Source organism: Frigoribacterium sp. PhB116 (assembly GCF_004364285.1).
Lineage (GTDB): Bacteria > Actinomycetota > Actinomycetes > Actinomycetales > Microbacteriaceae > Frigoribacterium.
The window spans coordinates 1,363,744-1,378,250 of record NZ_SOBE01000001.1 but is presented as its reverse complement, the minus strand read 5'-3'; the positions used below and the strand labels follow the sequence as shown (position 1 = coordinate 1,378,250).

The following is a 14,507-nucleotide window of genomic DNA, read 5'->3' as shown; positions in this document are numbered from 1 at the left end:
CCGAAGCCACGACGACGGAACGGCCGACGGCGTTGTCTCCGCGAGACGACGCACGTCTCATCGAGGGACTTCGGAACAGCGTCGGCACCGCGTCCTCCGAAGACGGGTGGGCAAACCTTGCCACCGTGGGGAGCCTTTTACGCAAGTGGCGTCCAGACTTCGACTCCCGCAACTGGGGCTTCACCAAGCTCTCAGAACTCGTCCGCGCGACAGAACAGTTCGCAGTCGAGCCGATGGCGACAGGCCACCGGGTCCGCCTCAAGGGCCAGTCCCAGTAGGGGAGCCTCCATCGCGATCGGTTTCGGACTGATCTAGCGAGACGGCCCAAGCCCCTCAGCTACGGGGGAGTGGCTGACACCACGGGATCGTTCGGTGGCCGATGGTTCAGTGAGACGTTGGCTGGAGCATGGACGCCTTGCCCAACTTCCACGGCTCAGTCGCCGGGATGGTCCTGTCAGCCGAGCGTGATGGCGACGAGGCCACCGATGCCGACGGCGTAGAGCACGAGCACGACGAACGAGTCCACGCCCATGCCCGCGATGCGTCGTCGCGGCCGGAAGAGCAGGCCAACGGCGTAGACGAGCGTGAGGAGCGCGGCGAGGGCGGTCAGGTAGACGTCGCTGGTGTTCGACTGTGGCAGGATCGCCTGCCCGGAGATGACCGTGGCGACGAGGAAGAGCACGGGCAGGAAGGCGTTGCCGCCGAAGATGTCGCTCATGGCCAGGTTGTCGTCGCCCTGCTTGACGGCCTGCAACCCGGTCGAGATCTCGGGCAGGCTCGTCGCCAGGGCCAGGACCGTCGCGCCGAACAGCACACCCGACAAGCCGATCTGCGACGCGGCCGCATCGCCCGCGCGTTCGAGGACGACGCCGGCGACGAGCGTGGCGAGGGCCGACAGGCCGAAGACGACCGCGGCCTTCTTCGTGCTCATGGTCGTCGGCGACGGGTTCGAGCGGGTCCGGTGTCCGCTCGGTCGCGGCGTCGACGTGTCAGGTGCTGCTCCGGCCTCGTGCCACGGCAGGCCCTTGCCGGCACGCCGGACGAGGAACAGGCCCACGAGCCAGATGACGGCGATGAGGACGACGTCCGGCGTCAGGCGCGCCACTGTGAGCGAGGACGGCAGCTGGGTTCCGGCGATGACGACGGCGAGGACCGCCACCACGACCAGTGCCTCAAGCAGCAGCCCTAGGGAGGCCGCGCGATAGGTGAGGGGGTGGACCCCCTTGCCGCGTTTCCCGAGGGCGTCGAGCACGACGAGGACGACCGTCTGAAGGGCGATGCCGCCGAGGATGTTGCCCGCGGCCACCTCGAGCGAGCCCGAGACGGCGGCGCTGACCGTGATGGCTATCTCGGGCAGGTTGGTCGCCACCGCGAGGACGATGAGTCCGCCGAGCGCGCTACCGAGGTGGAGTCGGGAGTCGAGGACGTCGGTCGTCTTCGACAGCTGGATGCCGGCGACCCAGATGACGGCGGCGCCGGCGACGAAGATGGCGGCCAACAGCCAGAGGGGAAGGGTGTCCATGCTCGCCATCAAACTCCTCGACCGATTACGGCAGGCGCCGGCCGGAGTGTCGCAGGGCCGTCGTGTCGCGCCGGGGCATCGGAAAGGCACAGCACGAGATGCGCAACGATCGATGATTCACTGTCGCGCTCGGCGTTTCCGTGACCGAGGTGCTCCGTGGAGCCGGCATGGACGTCACCAGCGTCACCTACGCGACGGACGACGCGTCGGCTGTCCGTCGCGCCCTGAGCCAGGAAGGCGTCGACATCGTCATCTCGACGGGGGGCACAGGTCACGGGCACGGGGACCATCTCGTCCCTGCGCTGCTCCGTGTGAACGCAGAGGTGTTGGTGCGCGGCGTCTCGATGAGGCCAGGCCATCCGACGGTTCTCGCTCAGGAGCGGACACGAGGTGCGCTCTTGAGAAAGGCCGTATCTCAGCGAGACCAGGGCAGCGAGAGAGTGCGTGCTGACGCGCCTTCGTCGATCCCCGAAGTCTCAATGACTGCGGTCGAGTCCACGTCGACGAGGCCGCACGTCATTGCCGGCCCCTGCCTCTCGACGGGGACGATTCCCTCAGCGCACTCCGAGACGGCGACAAGTCTGGCTCAGGCCGAATGCCCTCGGCCCGCCCGAAAGAGGATCGCCCACTGGATCACTTGCTGTGGGGCGAGCGCACTCGGAGAGGACGCCGTCTTGGTCGTTCCGCGTCGTCGGTGAGCGGGCGGAAACGGTCCTCAACGTCGTACCGTCTAGGGATGCAGCAGCCCAGGGGCCTCGATCAGCTCGTATCGGAATGGCGAAGCTCCGGACCAGAACGTGCGCGGTTCGTGCCGGGCTTCGACCCATCAGGTGGAGGAGGAGCGGCGAAAGTTCTCGTGCTGATGGAATCACCCGGTCCTGCCACGATCAGGCAGGGCGAGGACGCGATCAGCAGTGAGGACAACCCGGGGCCGACGGCATCTGCGTTCAAGCGAGCACGGATCGAGTCTGGTCTGGGCAGGAACGTCTACCTGCGATGGAACATCGTCCCGTGGGCCCTTGGTCGGGCGCCGACCGTCACCGATCTCGACGACGCACGCCCTGCCCTGGCTCAGCTGCTCGATTCTCTGCCGCAGCTGCGGGCGATCGTGACCTTCGGCACTCCGGCCCTGACGGGCGTGATGAGGTACTTCACCCTGGAACCGCGTGCGAGGATCGTGCCCGTGCTCGCGGCACCCCATCTGTCGCCGGCGAACGCCACCCGCGCCGGCGAGAAGCACCTGCGGGCCGTCACGGCCCTACGGCACGCTTCGCTTCTCTGATCATCTCGGCGAGGAGTCGGGGCTGTGCTGCAACGCGGCGATCACGGCCAGGAGATCCTGCGCCCCGGCGCTCAGACCGGCCGACCACACAGCGCGAAACGGGCGTCTCAGGTCGACGGCTGCCGGGACGGTGACGAGGCGCCCGGCGCGGAGGTCGTCCTCGACCAGCAACGAGCTGATGACTCCCGGACCCACACCGCCGGCGATGGCCGCCCGGATGGCGCCCGTCGACGACAACTGCGCAGCGGGTTCTGCCATCAGGGCAGGGTCGATCCCCAGGGCGAGCTCGAGGGTCCGGCGGGTGCCCGAGCCCGACTCCCGAGACACGAGCGGTGTGGATGCGAGATCCGCTGCCGTCACGGGTTCGGACTTCGATGCCCATGCGTGCCTGGGCGAGACGACGATGAGCAGTTCGTCGACACCCAGGACGGTCGTGGCGAGCCCGTCGGCCTCATCGGGGGTCTCGGTGAACCCGAGGTGCGCACGCCCCGAACGGACCTCGTCGACGACCCAGTCGCTGTTGCCCGATTCCAGGCGCACCCGGACACGATCCGCTGCCGCTGTCATCCAGCGTGGCATCAGCGCCTCTGACACCGTCTGACTCGCTGCGACGAGGAGAGCGTCGGAGGCGCCGGTCATCAGGGTGTGCAGCGATCGTTCGAAGGTGGTCGCCGCCTCGAGCAGGGGTCGGCCCCACTCGCACACCAGGAGTCCGTGCTCGGTCAGCGCCGAGCCCGCCCGAGAGCGGACGAGCAACGTACGACCCAGCCGCCGCTCGGCGACCGTGATGCGAGACGACGCCGCCTGCTGGCTGATGCCCACCGATGTCGCGGCACGGCCCAGACTGCCCGATCTCGAGATCGCCTCCAGCAGTCGGAGCGTCTCGAGATCAACAGGGAGTCCGGTCACAAAGATCGATTGTGACACTACAAGCATCCGCCCGTATCGGCAGCCGGACGCACGTACGAAGATCGAGACATGCCTGCCGCGATCTCACCGACTGTCGCCCCTCCCCGCACGCACGGTCTGTTCCGCCAGCTCGAGCACCGCGGGCAGATCGTGTCGAACCTGACCCCGAACTGGTTCGCGTCGATCATGGGGACCGGCATCGTCGCCAACGCCGCGGCGACCCTGCCGCTGCAGTTCCCGGGGCTGCGCCCCGCCGCGACCATCGTCTGGGCACTGGCCAGCGTGTTGTTGGTCGCTCTCAGCACGGCGACCGTCATGCACTGGGTGCGTTACCGAGCCACCGCGCGGGGGCATCGACTCAATCCGGTGATGGCGCACTTCTACGGGGCACCGCCCATGGCGCTGCTGACCGTCGGCGCGGGCACCCTGCTCTTGGGTAAAGACGTCCTCGGTACGCCCCTGGCGGTCGGCATCGACTGGGTGTTGTGGACCATCGGTACGGTGCTCGGCCTCGTCAGCGCGATCGCGGTCCCGTACCTGACGTTCACCCGGCACGACACGGCCCCCGACAGTGCGTTCGGCGGCTGGCTCATGCCCGTGGTTCCCCCAATGGTGTCTGCCTCGACCGGTGCGCTGCTGCTGCCCTTCCTGCCCGCGGGGCAGGCAAGGCAGAACATGCTCTGGGGGTGCTACGCGATGTTCGGCTTGTCGTTGCTGGCGTCGATCGTGATCATCACGCTGATCTGGTCACGCCTGGCCCAGCACAAGATCGGCCCGGCCGGCATGGTCCCGACCCTCTGGATCGTCCTCGGCCCCCTGGGGCAGTCGATCACCGCAGCCAACCTGCTCGGTGGCAACGCCCACCTCGCCGTCGACCAGGGAACCTCGCACGCCCTGTTCGTCTTCGGGCTCGTCTACGGTGTGCCCACTCTGGGATTCGCCCTGATGTGGGCGGCACTGGCATCGGCCATCACCCTCCGCACCGTCCGCCAGGGGCTCCCGTTCTCACTCACCTGGTGGTCGTTCACCTTCCCCGTCGGCACCTGCGTGACAGGCCTGAACGGTCTGGCCCTGCACACGGGACTCGTCTCGCTGCAGGTACTGGCGGTCGTGTTCTACATCGGGCTCGTCGGGGCCTGGATCACGGTCGCCGTGCGCACCTTCCACGGCAGCGTCATCCGCGGAACGCTCCTCGCGCCTCCCCGCCCCCTGCCCTGACCGCGGACGACGAGGGTGCATGGGGGAGCGGCTCAGATCGAACAGGCGTCGTTCCAGTCACGGCGATAGCCCTCGGGGTCACTGACGTCGACGATGGCCGAGGCGGCGCCCTTGGGCTCGTCACGCGACCGGTAGCTCTCGAACGCCACCGCACTGCGGTCGTTGCTCGCCGGATCACGCACCCCGGAGGCCTCCACCCACAGAGTCCAGTTCCACCGCGTCCGGACGCCAGGCTGCAACGCGCCTTCGCCGACGACCAACACCACGTCCGTGCCGGCGGGCGAAGACTCGACGTCTGCGCCCGTGAATGCTCGGACCGACGACGTGAGGCCTCTCGCGCTGATCTCCCGAGCCAACTGACTGCCCATGTCCGAGAGTTGCTCGCCAGCATCGCCATCCACAGCCACGATGCCTCCGCCGGACGGAAGCCGACCCAGCATCTCGGAAACCAAGTCATGGATGACGGTGTTGCTCATGATGCTTTCTCCTGCTCACTCGTCAGCATGACGCTCGCGACATGGCCGCGCGCTCGATAGCCGATCATGACGTGCCGATGGTGAGGCCGGCAAGCCCGGCGGCGACGGCGAGCAGCAGCATGCCCGCGCCGCTGGCGATCCCAGCGACCCATTTCTTCTCGGCTACGAGGCGCACGGTCTCGACGCTGGCGGTGCTGAACGTGGTGTAGCCACCCATGAGCCCGCCCCCCGCGACGAGCAGCCACTCTCGAGGCAGCCCCGCGTGGTCGGCAAGACCGGTGAGCAAGCCGAGCACGAACGACCCGCTGACGTTGATGACCAGGGTTGCCAGCGGAATGGGGGCCGACCACGTGCTGCGGACGGCGCCATCAACGACCAGGCGCAGGGCCGCACCCACACCACCGGCGACCGCGATCGCGACAAAGAGCCACGGGGCGATCACGACGCCGCCTCGGAACGGCGGTGGAGGGCGGCACCGACGGTGATGCCGGCCCAGGAAGCCACGGCGCCGAGCACGACCGATCCCACACCGTAGGCGATCGCGATCGGCAGCGCGTCACCGAGCAGGGTCGCGGTGTCGACTGCGAGGGCGCTGTAGGTGGTGAACCCGCCGAGAACGCCAGTCCCGATGAGCAGACGCAGGTCGCGTCGGCGACCCGCGTCCGGCCCTCGTCGCACCAACGACTCAAGGAGCAGCCCGAGCGCGAACGCACCGACGACATTGATCAGCAGGATCGTCACGGGGATGCTGCCCGGGGCCGCGGGGAAGCTCAACGCCAGGGCTTCGCGCAGGCCCGTGCCGATCGTGCCGCCGAGGGTGACGAGTCCGATGAACCGCCACCGCAGGTGCACGGGCCGTTCGGTGCCCGTGGAGTCATCGACGTCGAGGTCCGGGTCCTGGCCCAGCCCGTCGAACTCGTCGCCTCTCCTCGAGGGCAGCGGCGGAAACGGTGAGTCAGGTGAGGGTGAGCTCATGCATCGTCCTTCGTGCTGAGGCCGTAGGGAAGTCCGGGCTGATCGGCTTCGATATCGGTGAGGCGGTTGTACTTGCAGACCCGCTCCCCGCGTGCGGGGGCACCGGATTTGATCTGCCCGACCCCGGTGCCGACGACGAGGTCGGCGATGAACGTGTCGGTGGTCTCCCCGGAGCGGTGCGACACCATGCAGGCCATGCCGTGGGACCGGGCCGTCGCGATCGCGTCGAGGGTCTGGCTGACAGAACCGATCTGGTTCGGCTTGATGAGAACGGCGTCCGACCAGCCCTGCTCCGCGCCTTCAGCGATCCTTTCGGGGTCAGTCACGTACAGGTCGTCGCCGACGAGCTGAACCCGTCCGCCGAACCGCGACGCCATCAACGCCCACCCGTCGTGGTCGTCTTCGTGGAAGGCGTCTTCGATGCTCCTGATCGGGTACGCCTCGAGCAGGGCCCCGTACCGGTCCGCGAGACCTCCACGGTCGAGGTCCTGCCCGGCGACCCGGTACCGGCCGTCTCCGTCGCCGAACCCGTTCGCGGCAGGGTCGAGGGCGATCGCGACGTCGTCGAGCGCCGCCCGGTGGCCGGCGTCGGTGATCGCCTGGACGATGAGGTCAAGGGCCTCCTCTGGGCTGTTGATCGCCGGGGCGAAGCCGCCCTCGTCGCCGAGGCCCGCGGTGCCGTAGCGGGTCTGTACGAGCGCCTTCAGGGCGTGGTAGACCTCTGCGCCGGTCTGTACCGCCTCCTCCTCGCTGGTCGCTCCGACGGGAGCGATCATGAACTCCTGGAAGTCGAGGTCGTTGGCCGCGTGGGCGCCTCCGTTCAGGACGTTGAAGTGCGGGACGGGGAGCGACTCGCTCGCCCCCGACAGCAGGGCGATCCACCGGTGCAGGGGCAGGCCGGCTTCGCGGGCCAGCGCCCGGGACGCCGCGATCGAGGTCGCGACGACGGCGTTGGCGCCGAGCCTCGACCAGTTCGGGGTGCCGTCGAGGTCGGCGAGGGCACGGTCGATCTCGCTGATCCCGGCCCAGGGGCGTGAGGTGAGGAGGTCGCTGATCTCGGTGGTGACCATCTGCGCGGCTCGTCGGACGCCCTTGCCGCTGAACGCTGCGCCACCGTCCCGGAGTTCGACGGCCTCGTGGGCACCGGTCGAGGCTCCTGCGGGGGCGGCGCCCGAGACGAGGGTGCCATCGGCGAGTTCGAGGTCGACTTGGACGGTGGGGAATCCGCGGGAGTCCAAGATCGACCGCCCGAGGGCGGACACGATCTGGACGGGGTGTGCTCCACCGTGGGTGACGTAGGTGCCGACGTCGTGGGTGTGGATGGTGCGGTTGCTGATGTAGTCGTTCATGTCAGGTTCCTCCTTCGTGGGTGATGACCGCGGCGGCGAGGGCCGCCGCGGCCGGGTCGAGATACGTGCCGCCCCGCGTCAGCGGATGCCCATCGGAGGCGAGGTCGTATATCAGGGGGTGTCCGGTCGGGATGTTGAGCGCGGCGACCTCGAGCGGGGTCAGCGCATCGAGCAGCAGGCAGAGCGCGCGGAGGCTGTTGCCATGGCCGACCACGAGCACGGTGCCGCCGGCGGTCCCGGCCTTGACCGCCTCGGTGACGGGGCGGACCCGGGCGATGACGTCGAGCAGGCTCTCGGCCCGGGTGCGGTTCTCGGGTTCCACCTGACGGAGGGCATCCTGAGCCCACAGCTTGGCGAACAGCGCGTCAGAGGACGGCGGGGGCGGGGTCTCCAGGGAGCGCCGCCACAGGGTGAAGTCCTCCTCGCCGGCGGAGCGGCGCACCTCCGCCTTGGTCCGTCCGGTCAGGTCGCCGTAGTCGCGTTCCCGGAGTCGCACGTCGACGGTGACGGGCACGGGCCACCGGTTCTCGGCCACCATGATGCGGGCAGTCTCAGTTGCACGGGCCAGCGGTGAGCACAGGATCGACGCCGGGCGGAAACCCGCCTCGTCGAGCAGGTGTGCAGCACGGCGGGCTTCTTCCCGGCCTCCGGTGGTGAGGGGTGAGTCGGTGATGCCGGTGAACAGCCCGTCGGCATTGGCCTGGCTTTCGCTATGTCGCACGAGGGCGATCCGGGTTGTCACGGCCGTGCCTCTGAGACCGGCACGACGAGGACCGGCACGAGCTGATGGTGCATGAGGAACGATGCCGTGGACCCGTGCAGTGCAGCCTTCAGGCCCGCGGCCGGACCGTTCGAGGATCCGACGACGATCATCACGGCGTGCGTGTCGGCGGCGACGCGGGCCAACGACTTTCCGGGGTCACCGGCGAGGACACGGACGTCGACCGTGATCTGCGCGTCGGTGCGGAGGCGGGCTACCGTCGCCTCGAGGGCAGATCTGTCCGCGACGACGTCGTCGTACTCGTCGGGGTCGAGGGGAACGGTCGCCCCTCGGCCGCTGCCGTCGTCGGGTTCAGCGGGGACGCGGGAGTCGTCGACCCGGACAACGACGAGTCGCGCCGACAGCCGGGCCGCGAACCGGGCGGCGGTCGAGAGAACGGTGTCGGTCGTTCGGGCATGTGCCCCAACGACGATGGTGTCGGTGGTCATCTGGTCTCCTATCTCGGTTTCTGGGCACGCCAGTGGTTGAGATAGGGACTGTTGTCGACCTGAGTCGAGGTTGGTGACGGCGAGCCCCACCGCCGTGGCGTTTCCGCCACACTCAGTGAAGCACTGATCCGACCAAGCTGCACCTGCTGATACAACATTCTTTTCGACCAAGAAAAGGGTGTGTTCGCCTGTCCCGATAGGGGATCGGTCAGCGGGTCGCCCTGTCTCGTTCCTCGAGCGAGAGCAGCACCCTCCCGCGATGGCCGGCATCGACGTCGTCATGGGCGCGGGCGATCCGATGAAGAGGGAGGACTTCGCGTAGCGGGATGGTGAGGGCGCCCTCGTCGACGGCGGCCACGAGGTCGACCATCGCGGTCCGCTTGGCCTTGAGCGGGAGGTCATCGCTGCCGAGGAACCGGATGACCACGTCGGCGAAGAGCAGCGGCGGGAACGGAAGGGAAACCCTGTCGCCGTGAGCGAAGTAGGTCGCTGTGACGCCGTCGTCAGCGATCACGGCCGCGTCGAGGTCAGCGTTCGCGTCGAGGGCGACCTCGATGATGCGGTCTGCTCCTCCAGGGGCGATCCGGCGGATCGCGGCCACCGGGTCGCTGTCGAGAGCGACGACGTGGTCGACGGGGGTCAATTCGACACGGTCGAGGTCTGTGGACCGGCGGACCGTTCCGATGACGGTCGCACCCTGCCAGGAGGCGAGCTGTGCGGCGATGCCGCTGACCCCGCCGAGGACGCCCTGTACGAGCACGGTGAGTCCTTCGACGGGGCCGTCGGCGAACACGGCCCGGTGCGCGGTGATCCCCGGGATCCCGGGTGCCGCGGCGACGTCGTCGGAGACGGTGTCCGGCACAGGCACCACCAGGTGTTCCGGGGTGACGACGTACTCGGCTGCGGTGCCGAACGCGCGGTACGACTGCGCGCCGTACACGGCGACGCGGCTGCCCAGAAGGGCTGGATCTGCGCCCGCGCCTACCTGGTCCATTGTTCCTGCGCCGTCACTGTGCGGGATGACGAGTGGGACGGGCATGGCCGACCCCAGCCAGCCCTCACGCTTCTTCGTGTCTCCGGGGTCCACTCCCGAACGGGTGAGCCTCACCCGGACCTCGCCAGGTCGGGGCTCAGGTGACGGAGGCCCTCCGCCTAGTCGATGGTCGGCTTGCTGAACAGGTTGACGACGTTGCCGTCGGGATCGCGCACCAGCGCGGACCGGTTCCCCCATGGCATCGTGGTCGGTTCAAGGACGACGTCCTCATCCTTGGGCTGGAGCTCGGCGAACTCCCCGTCGACGTCAGCGACTTCGAACTCGATGAGCACGGATCGATCGGTCGCAGGGGCCAGTGCACCGTCGAGCACGGCGACGGTGGCTGTGCTGGCGATCGCGAGGTTCGCGCCGGGGCCGTTGAACTGGGCGAAGACCGGTGCGGGGCGCTCGGCTCGCTGGCCGGTGACCTGCTCGTAGAAGGCGACGAGGCCGTCGAGGTCGTCGGTGACGATGCGGATGGAGGCGAACGACATAGGGGTTCCTTCGGGCGGGCTGACGAGGTGTGGGCATCAGCTTCACCGGTCGGCGCGACAGCGTCCTGTCGGTGTTTCCAGAGATGACCGGCAGCGGATCAGTCGTCGATGACGGTTCGCAGCCGCCCGTAGGGAATCGCGAGGTCCTCTGCTCGCAGCGTTCGTCGCGGCGATGGTTCGTCGGTCACCTCGACGGAGAGCATCCGGTCTCCCCGGAACGCTCGCACCCCGTCCCGGAGCCGACACCACGCGACCAGGTACCACTGCCCGTCCTTCCCGATCGACCCCAACGGCTCGACGTCTCGTGTGGAGGCAGCGCCGCTGGCGTCCTGGTACCGAAGCCGCACGACACGGTCCGCACGGAGTGCCGCCGCGAACTCCGCCGGCACGACCGTGTCATCCTCGTCCTCCAGGAAGTGGACCCGGGAAGCGAGCGCACCGGCACGTGCAGCGTCGCCGTCCGGCATGACCGCGAGCACCTTCCGCGCGGCGGTCTGAGCGGACTGCCGGAACGGGCTGCGCCGAAGGGAACCGAGCCCGATCAGCACTGCAAGGGCCTCGTCCAGCGTGAATCCTGCTGGGCCGAGCGTGGCTGACGCGTCGATGACGTACCCACCGGTCCGGCCGGGCTCCGCCCAGATCGGCATGCCCGACTGCTGCAACGCAGCGAGGTCCCGCTCGATCGTGCGCACTGACACCTCGAACCGGTCCGCGAGACGACGCGCACTTCGTGGCCGCGGCGACACGGCACGCAACTCCTCCACGAGGCCGTAGAGCCGATCGGTCCTGTTCACTGTTCCATCATCCGACAGGTCGCTCTCTCGATCATGTCGGCAGCTCCGCCGCCGTCCCACAGACGATCGATGGCCGGGTCAGCTCGCGTCGGCCGCGGGTCGCACCCTGGAGCTGGTTTGCGTCGGCGGGTGAGGGCGCCGTGGTTGCATGGTTCGATGGCACCGAACGAGTCGTCGGACGACCGCACCCTGAGCTTCTCGCTCGGTCGCGATGAGATCGTGATCTGGCACAAGTACGAAGTCGCGAGCATCGTCAACGACATCATGGTCGCGGTGTGGTTCGTCGTCGGCAGCATCCTCTTCTTCTCCGAGTCGACTACGACCGCCGGCACCTGGTTGTTCCTCCTCGGAAGCGTCCAGCTGATGATCCGCCCTCTCATCCGGCTCGCCAGGCGCGTGCACCTCCAGCGCTCCGGGAGAGGTTCCCCCGGAGACGCCAGCGGAGACTTCTGACGGCCCCGGCCATCCGGTGCCTCCACGCTCTCGTTCGTCACCTCCGACCTCTCCGACGGAAGGCCCGACATCGGCTGACCGAGCGGGGCATCACCGACGGGTCGTCCTGTGCGCGCCGTCTCATGCCACGGCGTGAGCGGCGCCTCCGACGACGACGCCGATGAGGGTGGACCACCCGGCGATGGCGAGTCCCTGCCAGAACAGCACCCGCGCCTTGCTCACCCCGGAGCTGGCGAGCAGGGTCGCGGTGAACTGGGTGGGCAGCAGGAGGGGGCCCAGCAGGCTCACGCCGGGAACGCCGTAGCGGACGAGCGCGTTCTGGAACTTAGCCCTGCGGGCAGACTTCCTGCCGCGCTCGTCGACCTCGGCGGTCTGGTCCAGAGTGGCCAGTGCGGTTCCCCCTCCGGCAGGGACACCGACAGCGGCCTCTCTCCGGCTCGCCGCTGCCCGGCGGCGCCGTGAGACGAGGGCCGACCGCGCCCTCGAGCTGGTCGTCACCAGCACGAAGACGCACAAGAAGTTGCCGACGGCGCCAGCAGTGATGGCGACGGCGGGGTGAAGGCCGCCGACGATGCCGATGGCTGCGGCGCCCTCGCCCTCGATGAACGGGACCGCGCCGGCGAGGGCCACGATGAGAGGCTGCAGGATCTCGGGCATCTGCGCCACCAGCTCCTGGAATCGTGTGATCAGGTCCATGACGGTCGCTCCTGTCGTTCTCGGGAGGGGCCTGGTCGACCTCTCCGCTGTGGTGACCAGTCCACGACACGGGCGACGTCACCGGCAGTGTCGGGCCGTCACTGGCGAAGGGGCGATGTACCCGTCGGACCCGTGACTTCTGTCACGGACCTATGGTGGGGCCATGACCGCTCCGGCCGACGCCCCCACCGTCGAGGCAGCGTCGTCCCCGCCGGTCTCCAGGGGCACGGCACGTGCCGTCACTGCGACCTGGTGGTACACCGTCGTCGCGCTCGTGCTCTTCGAGCTGACCGTCGTGCTGGTCTGGGCGGCCACGCTCCTGCAGGCGCGCCTCGACCGAGGTGTCGTCCTCGCCGTCCTGGTCGGCGGTCTCGTCTGGATCCTCTCCACGGCTCCTCTGCTGCGTGCCTATCGGCACGGCGGAGGCGACGCCACCGCTCTCGACTGGCGCAGCACCCTCGTGCCGCTGGTCGTCGCCACTGCCTACGGCGTCACGGTGTGGTCGCTGTCCGGGCTCTGGGTGCTGCTGATCTTGCCTCTCGCCCAGTCCCTGCAGCTGCTCCACTGGCCCCGGTTCGTGCGCGCGCGGATGGTATTGGCGGTCACGGCCCTGTTGGCGGGCGTCTTGGTCGTCGACGTCGCCACGGCCTTCTCCGAACCGCCGTTCTCAGCCCACGAAGACCCGTACGTCGCGGGTGTCTTCTCGGTCCTGCTGCCTCTGACCACGGTGCTGTCGCTCTGGTGGTGGGACGTGCTGATGGTGCTCGACCGTGCTCGCGTCTCCGAGGCGCGGCTCGCCGCGACCCAGGAGCGACTCGCCGTCGCCACCGACGTCCACGACCTCCAGGGACACCACCTGCAGGTCATCGCCCTGCAGCTCGAACTCGCCGAGAGACTGCTGCCGGACGACCGCGACGCCGCCCTCCATCAGCTGAGAGCCGCACGCCTCAGCGTCGACGAGGCCCGGCAGGGCACCCGCGATCTCGCGACCCGGTTCCGCACCGTCCCCCTTCCCGATGAACTCGCCAACGCTCGTGACCTGCTGCGCGCCGCCGGCCTCACGGTCGAGGCGGTCATCGACGTCGAAGCCGACACCGCCCCGGCCTCGGTCTTCGGTCCCGTCATCCGCGAGACGACCACCAACGTCCTCCGACACGGCGGGGGGAGGCGAGCCCGCCTGGCCCTCACGCGTCTCGATGACGAGTGGCGGTACGAGATCAGCAACGACGTCCCCGCACCCCTGCCTCCCGCGACGGCACCGTCACCCGGTGACGCCGGGGCACCTCCTGAGCGCATGCGGCAGGGCACCGGGCTCGAAGGCACGGCCAGGCGCGCGGGAGATGTCGGGGGATCGATGGAGGTCCGCGCGGCGGAGGACGACTTCACCGTGATCGTGACGGTTCCCGCAGAGTCGGCCGCGGGCGGGCCGCGATGAGCATCGACACGACTTCCGACGTCGCTGCTCCGGGCAGCTCCCGGCCCATCCGTGTCCTCGTCGCCGACGACGAGGCGATGATCCGCTCGGCGCTGGCCGCGCTGTTGCGCCTCGAGGGCGACATCGAGGTCATCGCCGAGTGCTCCGACGGTGAGCAAGCCGTCGTCGCGGCGGAGCGCCTGCACCCGGACATCTGCTTGCTCGATCTCGAGATGCCCGGCCTCGACGGAGTCCAAGTAGCGGAGCGGCTGCGACGCACCGTCACCGCTCGCTGCGTGGTGGTCACCCGACACGCCCGTCCCGGCGTGCTCCGCCGCGCACTCGCCGCGGGAGTAGCAGGATTCCTGCCGAAGAGCCGCGACGCGAAGGAGGTGGCCGCAGTCATCCGCCGGGTCGCCGCAGGAGCGCGGTACGTCGACCCCGAGATCGCGGCCGACGCGCTGAGCGACGAACGTTGTCCCCTGACCGATCGCGAACGGGACGTGCTGAGGGTCGGGCGTCAGGGCCAGACGACCGCTCAGATCGCGCGCGAGCTCTCCCTCGCGCCCGGCACCGTGCGCAACCACGTCTCGGCCGTCCTCGCGAAGCTGTCCGTGCCGACTCGGCAGCAGGCAGTCCTGATGGCGCTCGAGCGCGGGTGGATCTAGATGCGACCTCAGGCG

Annotated in this window: 17 protein-coding genes; 5 read left to right on the top strand and 12 right to left on the bottom strand. The window is 69.1% G+C overall.

Features of this window, described 5'->3' with window-relative positions:
- Positions 1 to 454: 454 nt before the first annotated feature.
- Complete coding sequence (locus EDF20_RS06295; protein WP_123547344.1) at positions 455 to 1,522, bottom strand: sodium:calcium antiporter; 1,068 nt, start codon at positions 1,520 to 1,522, stop codon at positions 455 to 457.
- Positions 1,523 to 2,258: 736 nt separating this feature from the next.
- On the opposite strand from EDF20_RS06295, the gene EDF20_RS06285 reads away from it, so the two are divergent.
- Positions 2,259 to 2,804: a uracil-DNA glycosylase gene (locus tag EDF20_RS06285; protein WP_133738020.1), complete on the top strand. Its 546-nt coding sequence runs from the start codon at positions 2,259 to 2,261 to the stop codon at positions 2,802 to 2,804.
- Here the strand turns inward: EDF20_RS06285 and EDF20_RS06280 are convergent, their stop codons facing one another.
- A complete protein-coding gene (locus EDF20_RS06280) occupies positions 2,805 to 3,731 on the bottom strand; it encodes a LysR family transcriptional regulator (RefSeq protein ID WP_166644763.1) in 927 nt (308 codons plus the stop codon).
- A gap of 51 nt (positions 3,732 to 3,782) precedes the next feature.
- On the opposite strand from EDF20_RS06280, the gene EDF20_RS06275 reads away from it, so the two are divergent.
- Positions 3,783 to 4,931: a TDT family transporter gene (locus tag EDF20_RS06275; protein ID WP_133738019.1), complete on the top strand. Its 1,149-nt coding sequence runs from the start codon at positions 3,783 to 3,785 to the stop codon at positions 4,929 to 4,931.
- Between the two features lie 32 nt (positions 4,932 to 4,963).
- Here EDF20_RS06275 and EDF20_RS06270 read toward each other — a convergent pair whose 3' ends face one another.
- The 9 genes from EDF20_RS06270 to EDF20_RS06230 all read right to left on the bottom strand — a co-directional run bounded on the left by EDF20_RS06270 (position 4,964) and on the right by EDF20_RS06230 (position 11,261).
- Positions 4,964 to 5,407: a hypothetical protein gene (locus EDF20_RS06270; RefSeq protein ID WP_133738018.1), complete on the bottom strand. Its 444-nt coding sequence runs from the start codon at positions 5,405 to 5,407 to the stop codon at positions 4,964 to 4,966.
- Positions 5,408 to 5,471: 64 nt separating this feature from the next.
- On the bottom strand, positions 5,472 to 5,846 hold the full coding sequence (locus tag EDF20_RS06265) for a CrcB family protein (protein ID WP_123547343.1): 375 nt from the start codon (positions 5,844 to 5,846) through the stop codon (positions 5,472 to 5,474).
- The gene (locus EDF20_RS06260; protein ID WP_133738017.1) at positions 5,846 to 6,382 is read right to left on the bottom strand and encodes a CrcB family protein; all 537 of its coding nucleotides are present in this window, start codon (positions 6,380 to 6,382) and stop codon (positions 5,846 to 5,848) included. The genes EDF20_RS06265 and EDF20_RS06260 overlap by 1 nt, the downstream gene beginning before the upstream one ends.
- The gene (gene eno, locus EDF20_RS06255) at positions 6,379 to 7,731 is read right to left on the bottom strand and encodes a phosphopyruvate hydratase (protein ID WP_123546891.1); all 1,353 of its coding nucleotides are present in this window, start codon (positions 7,729 to 7,731) and stop codon (positions 6,379 to 6,381) included. The genes EDF20_RS06260 and eno overlap by 4 nt, the downstream gene beginning before the upstream one ends.
- Position 7,732: 1 nt before the next feature.
- Positions 7,733 to 8,473, bottom strand: coding sequence for a 2,3-bisphosphoglycerate-dependent phosphoglycerate mutase (locus EDF20_RS06250; RefSeq protein WP_166644762.1), 741 nt, complete (start codon positions 8,471 to 8,473; stop codon positions 7,733 to 7,735).
- Positions 8,470 to 9,111 (bottom strand): universal stress protein, encoded by a 642-nt coding sequence (locus EDF20_RS06245; protein ID WP_166644761.1) that lies wholly within the window; start codon positions 9,109 to 9,111, stop codon positions 8,470 to 8,472. Before EDF20_RS06245 ends, EDF20_RS06250 begins: the two co-directional genes overlap by 4 nt.
- A gap of 37 nt (positions 9,112 to 9,148) precedes the next feature.
- Positions 9,149 to 9,979 carry a zinc-binding dehydrogenase gene (locus EDF20_RS06240; protein ID WP_208292580.1) on the bottom strand — a complete coding sequence of 277 codons (831 nt, stop codon included), beginning with the start codon at positions 9,977 to 9,979 and terminating at the stop codon, positions 9,149 to 9,151.
- A gap of 113 nt (positions 9,980 to 10,092) precedes the next feature.
- Positions 10,093 to 10,467 (bottom strand): VOC family protein, encoded by a 375-nt coding sequence (locus EDF20_RS06235; protein WP_123546887.1) that lies wholly within the window; start codon positions 10,465 to 10,467, stop codon positions 10,093 to 10,095.
- Positions 10,468 to 10,565: 98 nt separating this feature from the next.
- A complete protein-coding gene (locus tag EDF20_RS06230; RefSeq protein ID WP_123546886.1) occupies positions 10,566 to 11,261 on the bottom strand; it encodes a YafY family protein in 696 nt (231 codons plus the stop codon).
- A gap of 156 nt (positions 11,262 to 11,417) precedes the next feature.
- On the opposite strand from EDF20_RS06230, the gene EDF20_RS06225 reads away from it, so the two are divergent.
- Positions 11,418 to 11,714 carry a YrhK family protein gene (locus tag EDF20_RS06225; protein ID WP_133738013.1) on the top strand — a complete coding sequence of 99 codons (297 nt, stop codon included), beginning with the start codon at positions 11,418 to 11,420 and terminating at the stop codon, positions 11,712 to 11,714.
- A gap of 120 nt (positions 11,715 to 11,834) precedes the next feature.
- Here the strand turns inward: EDF20_RS06225 and EDF20_RS06220 are convergent, their stop codons facing one another.
- Entirely contained in the window at positions 11,835 to 12,410 is a 576-nt protein-coding gene (locus EDF20_RS06220) for a small multidrug efflux protein (RefSeq protein WP_123546884.1), read from the bottom strand.
- A 163-nt stretch (positions 12,411 to 12,573) separates the two neighbouring features.
- On the opposite strand from EDF20_RS06220, the gene EDF20_RS06215 reads away from it, so the two are divergent.
- On the top strand, positions 12,574 to 13,845 hold the full coding sequence (locus EDF20_RS06215; protein ID WP_133738012.1) for a histidine kinase: 1,272 nt from the start codon (positions 12,574 to 12,576) through the stop codon (positions 13,843 to 13,845).
- On the top strand, positions 13,842 to 14,492 hold the full coding sequence (locus EDF20_RS06210; protein WP_133738011.1) for a response regulator transcription factor: 651 nt from the start codon (positions 13,842 to 13,844) through the stop codon (positions 14,490 to 14,492). The genes EDF20_RS06215 and EDF20_RS06210 overlap by 4 nt, the downstream gene beginning before the upstream one ends.
- The last annotated feature ends 15 nt before the right edge of the window (positions 14,493 to 14,507 follow it).